Source organism: Paenibacillus sp. FSL R5-0341, assembly GCF_037975235.1.
Classification (GTDB): domain Bacteria; phylum Bacillota; class Bacilli; order Paenibacillales; family Paenibacillaceae; genus Paenibacillus; species Paenibacillus amylolyticus_A.
This window is the reverse complement of sequence record NZ_CP150241.1, coordinates 4,869,081-4,881,431: the sequence shown is the minus strand read 5'-3', so window position 1 is coordinate 4,881,431 and position 12,351 is coordinate 4,869,081. Positions and strand designations below refer to the sequence as shown.

General features: G+C 44.3%; 12 protein-coding genes. 9 read left to right on the top strand and 3 right to left on the bottom strand.

The window, feature by feature from the left end; all coding sequences use genetic code 11:
- Positions 1 to 124 precede the first annotated feature (124 nt).
- The gene (locus MKX75_RS21890) at positions 125 to 736 is read right to left on the bottom strand and encodes a TetR/AcrR family transcriptional regulator (protein ID WP_090809647.1); all 612 of its coding nucleotides are present in this window, start codon (positions 734 to 736) and stop codon (positions 125 to 127) included.
- A 377-nt stretch (positions 737 to 1,113) separates the two neighbouring features.
- On the opposite strand from MKX75_RS21890, the gene MKX75_RS21885 reads away from it, so the two are divergent.
- On the top strand, positions 1,114 to 2,145 hold the full coding sequence (locus MKX75_RS21885; protein WP_339166801.1) for an AAA family ATPase: 1,032 nt from the start codon (positions 1,114 to 1,116) through the stop codon (positions 2,143 to 2,145).
- Positions 2,142 to 2,765, top strand: coding sequence for a HEPN domain-containing protein (locus tag MKX75_RS21880; protein ID WP_339166799.1), 624 nt, complete (start codon positions 2,142 to 2,144; stop codon positions 2,763 to 2,765). The genes MKX75_RS21885 and MKX75_RS21880 overlap by 4 nt, the downstream gene beginning before the upstream one ends.
- Positions 2,766 to 2,791: 26 nt before the next feature.
- Here MKX75_RS21880 and MKX75_RS21875 read toward each other — a convergent pair whose 3' ends face one another.
- Positions 2,792 to 3,007: a helix-turn-helix transcriptional regulator gene (locus MKX75_RS21875; protein ID WP_339166798.1), complete on the bottom strand. Its 216-nt coding sequence runs from the start codon at positions 3,005 to 3,007 to the stop codon at positions 2,792 to 2,794.
- 108 nt (positions 3,008 to 3,115) lie between these two features.
- Here MKX75_RS21875 and MKX75_RS21870 point away from each other — a divergent pair, with 108 nt between their 5' ends.
- From MKX75_RS21870 to MKX75_RS21860, 3 genes are all read left to right on the top strand, one after another.
- Positions 3,116 to 3,385, top strand: a complete 270-nt coding sequence (locus tag MKX75_RS21870; protein WP_339166796.1) for a hypothetical protein — start codon at positions 3,116 to 3,118, stop codon at positions 3,383 to 3,385.
- A gap of 199 nt (positions 3,386 to 3,584) precedes the next feature.
- Entirely contained in the window at positions 3,585 to 4,622 is a 1,038-nt protein-coding gene (locus MKX75_RS21865) for an ROK family protein (protein ID WP_339166795.1), read from the top strand.
- A 307-nt stretch (positions 4,623 to 4,929) separates the two neighbouring features.
- Positions 4,930 to 6,129, top strand: coding sequence for an MFS transporter (locus MKX75_RS21860; protein WP_339170551.1), 1,200 nt, complete (start codon positions 4,930 to 4,932; stop codon positions 6,127 to 6,129).
- 197 nt (positions 6,130 to 6,326) lie between these two features.
- Here the strand turns inward: MKX75_RS21860 and MKX75_RS21855 are convergent, their stop codons facing one another.
- A complete protein-coding gene (locus MKX75_RS21855) occupies positions 6,327 to 6,932 on the bottom strand; it encodes a DedA family protein (RefSeq protein WP_339166793.1) in 606 nt (201 codons plus the stop codon).
- Positions 6,933 to 7,333: 401 nt separating this feature from the next.
- Here MKX75_RS21855 and MKX75_RS21850 point away from each other — a divergent pair, with 401 nt between their 5' ends.
- The 4 genes from MKX75_RS21850 (at position 7,334) to MKX75_RS21835 (ending at position 12,239) form a co-directional block, all read left to right on the top strand.
- On the top strand, positions 7,334 to 7,636 hold the full coding sequence (locus tag MKX75_RS21850) for an AbrB/MazE/SpoVT family DNA-binding domain-containing protein (protein WP_091027929.1): 303 nt from the start codon (positions 7,334 to 7,336) through the stop codon (positions 7,634 to 7,636).
- Complete coding sequence (locus tag MKX75_RS21845; protein ID WP_017687002.1) at positions 7,633 to 7,968, top strand: type II toxin-antitoxin system PemK/MazF family toxin; 336 nt, start codon at positions 7,633 to 7,635, stop codon at positions 7,966 to 7,968. Before MKX75_RS21850 ends, MKX75_RS21845 begins: the two co-directional genes overlap by 4 nt.
- Positions 7,969 to 8,206: 238 nt before the next feature.
- Entirely contained in the window at positions 8,207 to 11,374 is a 3,168-nt protein-coding gene (locus MKX75_RS21840; RefSeq protein ID WP_339166791.1) for a GNAT family N-acetyltransferase, read from the top strand.
- Positions 11,361 to 12,239 (top strand): TatD family hydrolase, encoded by an 879-nt coding sequence (locus MKX75_RS21835; RefSeq protein WP_339166790.1) that lies wholly within the window; start codon positions 11,361 to 11,363, stop codon positions 12,237 to 12,239. Before MKX75_RS21840 ends, MKX75_RS21835 begins: the two co-directional genes overlap by 14 nt.
- Positions 12,240 to 12,351: the final 112 nt, after the last annotated feature.

Genomic DNA, 12,351 nt, shown 5'->3' with positions numbered 1-12,351 from the left:
TAATTCATTTTTAAATCAAAAAAATATAGCGACTTAATGTTAGATGTTTTTTTGCGTGCAAACCAAGTGAATTGGATCTGATCTGCACGCTTTGGCTATCCGGCATAAATGATGAGGTGGAGCGTTATTCGTTGAGGCTCTTCATGCCGTATAGTCTGTATACATACAACGCTTCAAAGATTTGCTTCCGGCTGTCCTCACTCATATCCCGCTTCAATAGATCCAGATTCATGTCGATGACGTTGTGTGCGAGGATGTTCAGTAAGATCAAGTTCTCCTCAGTGCCAATCTCATACCGTTTATATTGATTCTTGAGGTAGGCCTTCTTGGTTTCGATCATCAGCTCGACAAGTTCGTTCTTGGCGTTGGTGTAGATGGTGCCTTTATTCTTTTCGAAGATGATCACAATCTGATTCCGGTATTTACGTAATACATCCACCTGTTCCTGCAACAGTGCTGACTTTCGCTCGCTATCCGTTTCCTCGAACAAGGTCTGGTTATCAAAGTGAATGGTCTCCACCAGCACATTTTTCAAATAATCCACCAGATCCGGCGGCACAACGGCGTAGAATAGTTCTTTCTTGTTCTTAAAATAAGTATAGATGTTGCCCACGGAAATATTGATCTCATCCGCGATATCGCTCATCTTGGCATCCACATAGCCCTTTTCAAAAAAGACCTTGAGCGCCGCGTATTCGATCTCTTTCCTGACTTCGTCTTTCTTGGCTTGCACCATCGGGAACGACTCCTTAATAGTGAATAGGTGATTCGTTATTAGGATAGAATTTTTTGTGGGGGTTGTCAAATGGGAGATGAGGGAATATTGCTTCGTTGAAAAACATGCGATATTTTCAAAAGGAGATCATAAAATATTATCAGTGTCGTTTTACGAATGCAACCTTTTAAGGGGGATATTCTCGAATAAAGGTATCTAACGATGACAATTCTTTAAAGGTAACCGGATGTTCTACAAAGCAGGCATACAAGTTGAATGCGGTCGACATTGTTTAACGAATTGTAAAATATAACCTTTATTTTTTAGTTTGAACCCCTAAAGTTTATAATTCATAGTATGATGGTTATGAATACAAATATATAAAATGAGGTGTAGGAATGGAAGCTAAGATTATTACAATGTTTAACCACAAGGGCGGTGTCAGCAAAACAACGACCACCTATAATTTAGGATGGAAATTAACAGACTTAGGTAAAAAAGTTTTATTAGTGGATGCAGATCCTCAGTGTAACCTTACAAGTTTGCTTTTAGGAGAATCATTTGAGCAGTATTACACAGATGAAACCACTAAAAATTTAAACTTAAAGGATTCTGTAAAAGTAGCTTTTGAAGGGAAGCCGAAACCAATAACAGCAATTGATTGCTATATTCCAGAAACGAACAATAAATTACATATTATCCCTGGTCATATGGATTTGTCTGAGTATGATCCATCTCTGAGTTTGGCTTTGAATAGTAACAATGCAATATCGACTTTGCAAAATCTTCCAGGATCGTTTTATGAACTTATTAGATTATGTTCAGAAAAATATGAAATTGATTATGTTCTGATTGATATGAATCCTGGTTTAAGTGCAATAAATCAAACTTTATTTATGTCATCTGATGGTTTTATTATTCCAACTAACCCTGACCCTTTTTCTATTATGGCACTTAGAACTTTAAAAAATATTTTACCAAGATGGAAAAAATGGGCTGTTCAATCTAGAGAACTATTCAAAGAAGCTTCATATCCCCTCCCTGATGCAGAAATGAAGTTTATAGGTGAGGTAATCCAAAGATTTAATATAAGAAAACAAAAAGCAGCCCGTCCATACCAAGGTAAAATAGATGAAATTAGAGAATATACTGAAAAAGATTTGGTACCGGAACTATTGAAACACTCAATGGTATACGACCTCAGTGAACTTATTAGCCAAGGGAGAATAAACGATTATTGTTTAGCTGAAATATCCGAATTTGGTTCTTTGATTCAGAAGGCAAATACTCATTATGTCCCTGTGTTTGCACTGACGAATGAGCAGATAGGAGAGAGTGGACAGGTATTAGATCAAATGGCTATTAATAGAGACAGATTCGATCAGATATTTAAAAATTTAGCTAATTATATAATAGAGATTGTCAAATGATTAAATCATTAGCGTTGTTCCAGTCAATTATAGAAGATACTAGAAATACTAATGCATTATATAATTATTTGGAGAATGTGATTAAACCTCCATATGATTATTCAGATTTACTAAGATGGCAGTGGGCTCAATCAGTTTCAGCATTAGACAAATTAATACATGATTTAGTAAGAGTAGGGATGCAGGAGAGTTTCTTTAATAGCCGTAAACCTACAAAGAAATTCCTTTCTTTTGGATTAACTATTGATGTCCATTCTCAAATGATTCAGAATCCTACTACTGCTAGTATATTGTTAGAACAACAAATTACACATAAACATGGGTTCTTATCCTTTCAAGAACCTGAGAAAATTAGCGATGCACTATCAAATATTTGGGAAGAGCCTCATAAATGGAAAAAAATATCGGAAAAATTAAATTTGGAAGAAAATTTTACTAAGATACAATTGAAAAATATTTCTATTAGACGTAACCAAATCGTTCATGAAGGTGATTATTCGAGCAGTTTGTTACAAAGGCAACCAATAAGTGAACAGGATGTAACTGAAGTTATCGATTTCATAGAAAAAATTGGATTTTCGATATATGAACTTGTTTTGTTAGATTCAAATGTATCATAAGTGAATTAATACTATAAAATTTTACATCATACATTTCGAATCTCAATAATCTCCCGTATGTCGTCAATACCCAACGCCTCAGCAATCCGCTCAATATGAGCAAAGTTGATATTCTCTCGCTTCCCAGACTGCAACTCACTCAAAGCGGCGTGGCGAATGTCAGACAATCGTGCTAGTTCACGCAACGAGATATTGTGTTTTTCCGTAAGTTTGTGAATATTGACAACGACTTTCTTTGCCATGAGTATCACTCCTAAAATTTCCATATGGTCTTGACGTTACGCATGAGCGTACCATATACTTTTTGTATATCTGGTACTCTTATGCGTACCAATTTTAGGGGTGGTGACATGACAAGTACCAACAGCGAAGACCTCGCTTTGCAGTACGCACAACTTGTTCAACAAGAAGACGATTACGTTAACCAACTGGTCACATGCAACAAACTCATCCTCGATGCCATGGACATCATCGCAAAGCAGGCAGGTGTGTTAGACATGGACACGGTGAAACAAGCAGCATTTCACCTTCATTCCATGGAACAGGATCTAAACCGCAAGTTATTTGAAGTCCGGCTGGAGAAGAGCATCTTGGCAAATCAAATTAGCCAGTCTACATAAAACCACCTCAACTAAAGGACAGTGCAGGATCACACAAGATGATCTTGAACTGTCTTTTTGTCTGTCCATCCAAACGTTTTTCGCTCCCAATGTAGCATTGACTTTTCTCCCAAATCCCCCTACACTTCAATTATTAAAATACTTTTAAAAACATTCATTGAATGGTTCGGAATGAACGAAAGGAGGCATATAACTAACCATGTTACCCACATCACACAACACCCAACAGGTGAAGCGGATCAACGTTGAACTTGTGAAGAACACTCTCAGATCCATGGGCGTAGGCACGAAGGCTTCCATTGCGAACCTAACCAAACTCAGCGTAGCTACATGTGGCACGATCCTGAACGAATTGCTCCAAACGGGTGAGATTATTGATCTGGGTCCGGATGAATCGAGCGGGGGGAGACCGGCGAGTCGGTATCAATTCAATGCGGACTACGCCAGTGTACTGTGCCTGATTATTCGAACGGAGGGCGGCATTCACTCGATCACACATACATATGCCAATCTGAACGGAGAGATGGCGGACGAACAGACACTCTTTTTGGATGAGATTAATGTCCCGGTAGTAGAGAATCTAATTTCAAACCTGATCGAACAACACCACAATGTGCAGGCGATTGGTATTGGTATACCTGGGGTGGCGCACAACGGCGTTATTGGGATCTGTGATGTACCGGAGTTGATGTATCAGCCACTCGGGCCAAGGCTTAAGGAACAATATGAAGACGTGGAAGTGGTCATTGGCAACGACATGAACCTGACAGTCTACGGGCTGTATAACCAGCAGCAATTTGAGGAAGAGAAGAACTTTGCGGTGGTGACTTTTCCGGAGAACCATTTTCCAGGTGCAGGCTTTATCATTGATGGTCGTCCGCTGACCGGGAATACGCAATTTGGGGGCGAGGTGTCCTTCTTACCTTTTGGCGTGTCACGAGAAGAGCAGTTGCGAATGTTGAAAACGGTGGAAGGGTTGCAGGAACTGGTCGTACAGACGCTGGTATCCATCATCGCGATTATTAACCCGGCTACGATTGTGGTTACAGGGGATACGATGGACCCGGCTATGCGGGATGGCTTGACGCAAGGTTGTCTGGATCGAATGATTCCACTGGAGCATATGCCGGAGTTGATCATCCAGAGAGACACTCGGCGCGAATATGTTACGGGGTTGGTCGCGGTGACGCTGGAGAGCCTGACCTACCGCATTCAGGTGATTGAGAAGCAGTGGTAAAGGACAAAGGAACTTTTACAAGTATTCTATTTTTAGGAATAATGCTTAACTATGTTTCCTATTTCATATGTACAAATCATTGACACGATAACGGAGAGGGCAGAACCAATCTGAAGAACGCCTTTATCCCTGTATTTTCACCTTTAGGAACGATTCAAAAAAATACAGGGATAACAGCGGTCGGAAGATGGTACTGTAATCGTAGTTATAACGTGCAATCATTTTCCTGAACACAATGGAGGAACTTATTTTGAATCAGCAAGCAGGTACGCAAGGGAACAAACGAAAGTTCAACAAGCTGTACGCCATGCAGCTGGCAACGATCTTTCTTGGATTTATCGTTTTTGGCATATCGGAAAATATTAAGGGCCCGGCCATTCCGCGCATTCAATTCGACTTTAATCTGGATGAGAAACAGCTCGGGACGTTATTGTCCCTGAACGCACTAGGCTACCTGATCGCCTGCTCCTTCACGGCTATTCTGGTTCGCAAATGGGGCATCAAGGCGGTTAGCATCATATCGTTTGCATCAATGATCCTCTCGGGTGTGTTCATTTATGTGTCTCATACCTATCCACTCTTTGCTTCATCGTACTTCTTCATGTACATCGGTAACGGCATGCTCGAGATTGCTTTGGCGATTCTGGGTGCGCGGATCTTTGTGAAAAACACAGGTACGATGATGAACCTGTCCCATTTCTTCTATGGGTTAAGTTCAACGGTAGCGCCTTTGCTGGCGACTGGGGTGATGTCGTTGAGCGTGTTCGGACACGTACTGGACTGGCGAGGCATGTATCTCGTGATGTTGTCACTCTGTCTGCTGCCGATCATTGCGGCGCTGCGCAGCAAATTCCCGGGTGACGATCTTCCTCATGAAGATCGGACTTCGCTCAAGACGTTAACACGTGATCCAGCCATCTGGCTGATGGTGCTCATTCTTTCTTTTGGCGTGGTATCTGAACTGGCGGTTGGAGGTTGGCTCGTTAACTTTCTGGAGAAAGCCTACACCTGGGACACGGTCAAAGCATCTGGGCTCCTGTCTGCGTTCTTCCTCAGCTTCTCGCTGGGACGTCTGCTGCTTGGTCCACTGACGGACCGAATCGGATTTGTGCTATCGCTCATTCTTTTCTCTGCTTTCTCGGCGGTATGTACATTCCTGGCGATTGGGGGCGGGGAGGAACTTGCGTTCTTCTTTGCTGTATCGGGGGCAGGTATTGCGATGATCTATCCGACCGTTATGGCGTTTATCGCACGCAGATATCCGAACGGCAGTGACACCGCGATTACGTTCACGGTTACCCTCATGGGCGTCGGTAGTGTCATCGGTAACTATGTGATTGGCTGGGTCATTGAAGGCGTGAAGAATATGTACGGTCCAACGACTCAGTTGGGGCTGCTGCGTGGACTTCAGGCGGGATATGGATTCATCGGTCTATGCGCTGTGATCTGTGCGGCATCTGGCGTAGTGTTGTATGTGTATTTGAAGCGAAGGCAGGAACTGATATAGTTATCAATTGAAATGATAAAGCCCCACGGATCGCCATGATCGGTGGGGCTTTGCATATGAATATACGAGTAGATTAGTACGGTATATCATCTATCACTAGTAACTTAACAAATCATAACCACAGGTCATGTAGAGTAAGGATTTTTTTATCAAATACCAGTTACTCTACTATACAGTCCGCATTTCCTTAGCAAAACCTATGACTTGTTCAAAGCCGTTCTTCTTTTCCAACGTTTCAGAAGCACATACAATCCAAATGCGCCCAAGAAAACCACCGCTGCCGGAACGATATAAGGCTTAACAATCTCATCCACATGCTCCCATTGAGAGCCTAATTTGAAGCCTAAGTAGATGTACAATGAGGTGATCGGAAGCATGGCCAAGAATGTAAAGAGACTGAATTTAAACACATTCATCTTCGCCATACCACATGGGATGGAGATCACGGTCCGAATACCGGGTACAAAACGTCCATAGAAAGCTACCCCGCTGCCATATTTCTCGAAGAACTTATCGGAAGCGTCCAGATGATGGGGGCGAATCAAGAAATACTTGCCGAATTTTTCGACCATCGGTCTGCCGCCGTATCGTCCCAGGGCATACAATGTCAGAGGTCCGAACGTTCCGCCTACGGTACCAGCCAGAATTGCCAGCCACAGTTTCATATCCCCCAGATACACCCAATATCCCGCCATGGGCAGTACAAGTTCAGCGGGTACGAATTCAAACGACAAGGCAATGACGAGACCTGCGTATGACAAATCTTTAAAGAAGAGTATAAATTGCGTGATCCATTCTGTCATGCTTTCCCTCCATGAATCTATCTTTTTTATATATAAAAGAAACACTCCTGTACAAAGAGTAACAATAGCGAATAGAGCTTGTCAAAACTCACATGAAAGGCCTTTTCAGTACGTACGTCAGCAATATGTTTACCCGTACATAAGGGTTGCATGGATTCATTGACACTTAATACAGAACTGGATAACGAAGCAATGATATAATCCTCTGAAAATGCTTCCAATTATAGCGTGATAAAACTATCACTAGCTTCTTCACCATCCTGTACATAAAGAGAAGGAGATCAAGACATGACCGAAACTTCGATTATCGACCAGATCCATATTATGATTGAATACAATGTATCCTTTTATTGTTTCATGTATATCATATAGATATACAACTGTAGGGAGGTGAGGTATAATTGGAGCATCAATCAAACGAAAGGCGTGGGATTGCCATGACTACAGCCACACTTAGCAAATGGGGAAATAGCAGTGCAATTCGCATTCCTAACCAATTGCTTAAGCGTCTTAATCTGGAAGAAGGCTCGGAAATCGAGATTTTGGTGACAGAAGATAATGAATTGTTGTTGCGTCCAAAAACCAAGCCTGTAGAGTCCAATGAGGAACTACGTAACCATCTAAAGACTTTGCTCTCTAAAGTGAAACAGGATACAAGACATGAAGAAATAGACTTTGGTACCGAAGGGAAAGAGTTACTTTGATTATTCCCAAACGAGGCGATCTGATATGGCTTGACTTTGATCCTCAAGCGGGTCACGAGCAAGCCGGGAGACGACCGGCTATTGTTCTATCGGAACTTGAATTCAATGAAATAACGGGTTTTGCCGTTGTATGTCCCATAACGAGCCAAGCCAAGGATTATCCTTTTGAAGTTACACTACCAGAAGAGCTGCCATTTTCAGGTGTTGTTTTGACGGATCAGTTGAAGAGTCTTGATGTGCGGCAACGACGTATCCAAATTGCGGGGCATGCCGAACCAACCTCTGAATTTATGAAATCAGTTCTACGCAATGTCCGTTCTATATTGGCATAATTGAAAATTAGTAGCTGATCATATTCCTAAATCCACGTCTAACTAAAAGACGTGGATTTTTTCTTTCATGCCTAAATAGATTCGTCCATCCTTGACGCTTCTAACAAGAGCTTCCGAAAGGCACATATAAGTTGGAAAGAATGATTTTTAATTCTCTGAAAATTCTTCCATTTATAGTATGATAAGACTATCACTAGCTTCTTCACCATCCTGTACATAAAGAGAAGGAGATCAGAACATGACTGTAACTTCGATTATCGACCAGATCCATATTATTGAATACGATCCCTCTTACGCTGCCGCACTGGCGGATATGTGGAACCGCAGTAATGAAAGCTGGGGAGGTGGCACCAACCTTAGGACAGAGGAAACGGTTCGCCGGGAGATGGAGAGTTCGTCCAATCTTTATGCGTTTCTAGCTGTTCATGAGAAAGAGGTTGTTGGCTTCTGCAGTTTTGCTCATTACCGCTATGACGAGAGAGCACTATATGTACCGTTGCTTAACGTACGCCCCGACTATCACGGTTACAAGGTTGGACGCAACCTGATTCTGAATGCTGTGCGCAAGACCGTGGAGGCCGGATGGCCTCGCCTAGATCTGTTCACGTGGGCAGGGAATACGAAGGCTGTACCGATGTACAAGAAATGTGGATTCTTCTGGGAGAAAAAAGATGATAATGTGCATCTGATGAATTTCATCCCCACGATCTTGCAGACCGAAGCACTCGCTCCTTATTTCGAGGAGTTGGATTGGTATGCAGATAGCACGCGTGAACTCGTGATCGAGCCAGATGGCCGACGGGAGCGTGGTTTTGATTTCTTTGACTACACGTGGAAAAAGGGAGATGTCTCCCTGCGGGCTGAATTTGAAAAGTCGGGTCGAGGCCTGACTGCCCTCGAAACCCCGGATTACGAAATCTCAACAGAAGTCGATGATCATGATCTGGTTTTCGGTTCCAGTTATAAGGTTCGCTATCGCATTAAGAACACTTCAGCTTCCGAACTGGCGATTGAGATCAAGGGTGAGGATAACAAAAACATTCGATTTGCGCTGGATGCTGCACGAGCAGTGGCTCCGGGAGAAACCATCATCGTGGAAGGTGAGTTTCACCTTGATCCGATTACAGAAGAACAGAATAACAATAAGACGCATCCCGTTGTTGCCAGCACATGTTTGATCAACGGTAAGAAAGCGGAGTTCAGGTTGGGTATCGCTCCGAAATTCCCGGCCAAGATCAAGACCGTTTTGCCTGTGAAGGAGCTCTATCCAGGCATCCTGGCGGAATTGGTTCTGAACGTGGAAAATAATGTGGATGCCGAAACGGAGTTCAGCTTGGACCTGCCTGAGGATGAATTCCTTGAATGGGCAGAGCGTTCGGTGCGCTTTACGGTGCCTGCCAAAGGCAAAGTGTCTGTGCCAGTACCTTTCACCTTGCGTTCGTATGGTCTCTATTCCCAAGAAGTAGAAGTGACGGCAGTCCCAGCGGGGAACCCGGCGATCTCTTTCACAAGCAAACTTTCTGTACTGATGAAGGGAATCGAAGGGAAATATGGCGGGCAGATTGAGGATCAATGGGTGGCTGTCAATGGCGCATTCTCTCTTCATATGAGCAAACAAGATAATAACATGTGGATAGAATATCCCGGGTCCCGTCATTCATTCTGGTGGATTTATCCGAAGCTGGGTAAGCCGTTTGCCGAAGAGTTATCCAAGAAACAAGCCAAAGAAGTGAATATTTATGCCGAAGGGGAACGTCAGGTTCTTGAAGCACTGTATGACTCGGAGGATTTCCCAGGCTTGCAGATTAAGTCCGTGGTCAAGCTGTCTGCGAATGGAATCGCTGAATTCCACCACGAGGTTGAAAATACACGAGACACGGCTTGGGAAGAAGACCTATTTCTGATGAATAACTTCGGTTTCTACGGAAACCAGCTAATTCTACCTTACCAAGGCTGTTTTGTGGATATGGAAGATGATTATGCAGGTGATCCGAACCATTGGGACAGTTCACAGATTACGGAGAACTGGCTGTTCTGCAAAGAAGAGTATGGTGCCAGCGGTATCTATTGGGACCCTTCTCTGAAGCTGCTTCGCCCGGAATACACGCTGGGGTTGCAGCATGAGCTTGGCCGTATTGCCGCAGGAGCCGTTGTGCGGACCAAAGCAACTGTATATGCTTTGAACACGTTTGCCAAATGGCATGATTTCCGTGCGTTTGCACGGAAGCAGCGTAATCCGATCATTCCGTTGCTGGACAGTCATCTGGATCTGACACTGAATGAGGGGAATCCATTTGCCCCGGATGTGCTTCAAGCAACGTTGAATGAACATAAACTGGTTCCGCTTGCGGGCAAGCTGGAGCTGTATGCGCAGCAGGGTGGCGAACCGGAGGGTATGGCAAATGCGAAGGAATTCAATTCGGAGCAGAATCTAAACTCCGCCAAGCTGACATTTTCACCAGACGAAGCGGACCGAGACCAGCACGTAAGTGGTTGGAAAGTTCGTGGGCTATATCGGGGCGAAGATCGGATTCAGGAGCGAACGGCCCTTTGGTTCCCGCAGAGCGGAACAGAGGTGAAGCAGAAGATTGAAGAAGGTTCATCTGGACCTTTGTACATCGTAGATAATGGAGTGTTGTCGATCGCCGTTGCTCCTGAATTCGGAAGTGTAGTACACTCTCTGAAATATGCAGGAGAAGAATGGTTGGACAGCTCATACCCTGAACCCGCTCCACGCTCGTGGTGGAATCCGTGGTACGGCGGGTTGGGTGTGGGGGTTCCGGGCATGAATGGTTTCAGCCGCCAGTTGGAACAAAGAGCCGCTTCCTGGACAGAGCACAAGGACCAATACGGCAACGTCTGGAAAGGCATAAAGCTGACCACCCGAATTGAGAAGCATGAAGCGAATCGGGGAATCACGATCCACCAGCATTATGTAATGCTACCCGGTGTTCCTGTGCTCTGTACGCTGCTTGAAGTGACAAACGAAAGCGGTCTGACGCTGACGAATTACTCGCTTGCGGAGGAACGTTTCCTCCAGCCTTCATCTGTCTTTGCGGAAGGTTGGATCGAGCAACCGGGTAAAGATCGATTCCCGCTAGGCAAGGTAGATGTGGGCCTGCCACTTGAAGACCTTTTGCGAGTCGGATCGGTTTCGCGTGATAACATGCTGCATGCGGTCCATCGTTACCCGAATCAGAGTGCATGGGGTTTTGCCAATAATCAGGTGACTGGTCTGAACGTGAATCATCATCTGACAATCAAGCATGGGGAAACAGTCTGGACGGAGCCGACATATCTTGTCCTGGGGCCACTCCCACTGAGTTCACCGGATGTACGTGACCTTCTCAAACTGAATTTTGCAACTTCTACCGAGGAAAAGGAGGCTTTACATGCCGATCATTGATATTCACATTCATCTGTCGGACATCGACAGCTTTCACCAAACAGCGATTGATCTGTCCAAAGTGGATTACTCTGCCGCTGGTCTGAAAGCGGAGTTCGATAAGAACGACGTCATTCTGGGTATCGGAATGGGGGTTACGGAGCAGACAAAGGGAGCATTCCCGGATTCTACTTCCCCTAATCCGATGGGACTTGATCTGGAAGAGAAGGTTCCCTCATTCCTCATGGAATGCGTGGGAATCAATCCTAATGCGCTAGATGGTAAACACGCTCAGGACGAGCTTGACCGGATTGAAGCAAGACTGCGATCCCCTGAAGTAGCCGGAATCAAACTTTATGCCGGATACTATCATCACTATGTATATGACAAAATCTATACTCCGGTCTATGAACTCGCAGCCAAGTACAACTTGCCTGTGGTGATTCATACAGGAGACACGTACTCCATGAATGGGTTGCTCAAGTATTCGCATCCACTGACGGTAGATGAATTGGCCTTTCAGCAGCGCGGTGTGAACTTTATGATCTGTCATCTGGGTGATCCCTGGGTGATGGATGCAGCAGAAGTAGTGGCGAAGAATCCGAACGTGTATGCGGATTTGTCTGGTCTTGTGGTGGGGGATCGGCCTCATTTTGAACGGTTCATGAACGAACCTTTGTTCATGGATCATTTCCGCCGGGCTTTGGTCTATTCGGATCATTACGAGAAAATGCTGTTTGGCACCGACTGGCCGCTTGCTCCTATCGATCTGTATGCCGAATTTGTCCGCCGACTTGTACCGGAACAGCATCATGATAAAGTCTTCTACGAGAATGCCTTTGGGCTTTTTCCACGTATTGGACAGCGGATTGCGGATCTGGGTTAGAACCTAAGTACCGAATTCTTAATATCTGAGGGGATGTAGACCATGTATGTTATGGAAGCATGAATCATGCGTTGTTCATGTTGAATCCCTATGAAATAAGCTCCTGCCACTT

Bases quoted from the DNA above. Each gene is read 5' to 3' on its own strand.
- MKX75_RS21875 (WP_339166798.1), bottom strand. From the start codon at position 3,007: ATGGCAAAGAAAGTCGTTGTCAATATTCACAAACTTACGGAAAAACAC.
- MKX75_RS21855 (WP_339166793.1), bottom strand. From the start codon at position 6,932: ATGACAGAATGGATCACGCAATTTATACTCTTCTTTAAAGATTTGTCA.
- MKX75_RS21840 (WP_339166791.1), top strand. From the start codon at position 8,207: ATGACTGTAACTTCGATTATCGACCAGATCCATATTATTGAATACGAT.
- MKX75_RS21885 (WP_339166801.1), top strand. From the start codon at position 1,114: ATGGAAGCTAAGATTATTACAATGTTTAACCACAAGGGCGGTGTCAGC.
- MKX75_RS21860 (WP_339170551.1), top strand. From the start codon at position 4,930: ATGCAGCTGGCAACGATCTTTCTTGGATTTATCGTTTTTGGCATATCG.
- MKX75_RS21880 (WP_339166799.1), top strand. From the start codon at position 2,142: ATGATTAAATCATTAGCGTTGTTCCAGTCAATTATAGAAGATACTAGA.
- MKX75_RS21835 (WP_339166790.1), top strand. From the start codon at position 11,361: ATGCCGATCATTGATATTCACATTCATCTGTCGGACATCGACAGCTTT.
- MKX75_RS21890 (WP_090809647.1), bottom strand. From the start codon at position 736: ATGGTGCAAGCCAAGAAAGACGAAGTCAGGAAAGAGATCGAATACGCG.
- MKX75_RS21865 (WP_339166795.1), top strand. From the start codon at position 3,585: ATGTTACCCACATCACACAACACCCAACAGGTGAAGCGGATCAACGTT.
- MKX75_RS21870 (WP_339166796.1), top strand. From the start codon at position 3,116: ATGACAAGTACCAACAGCGAAGACCTCGCTTTGCAGTACGCACAACTT.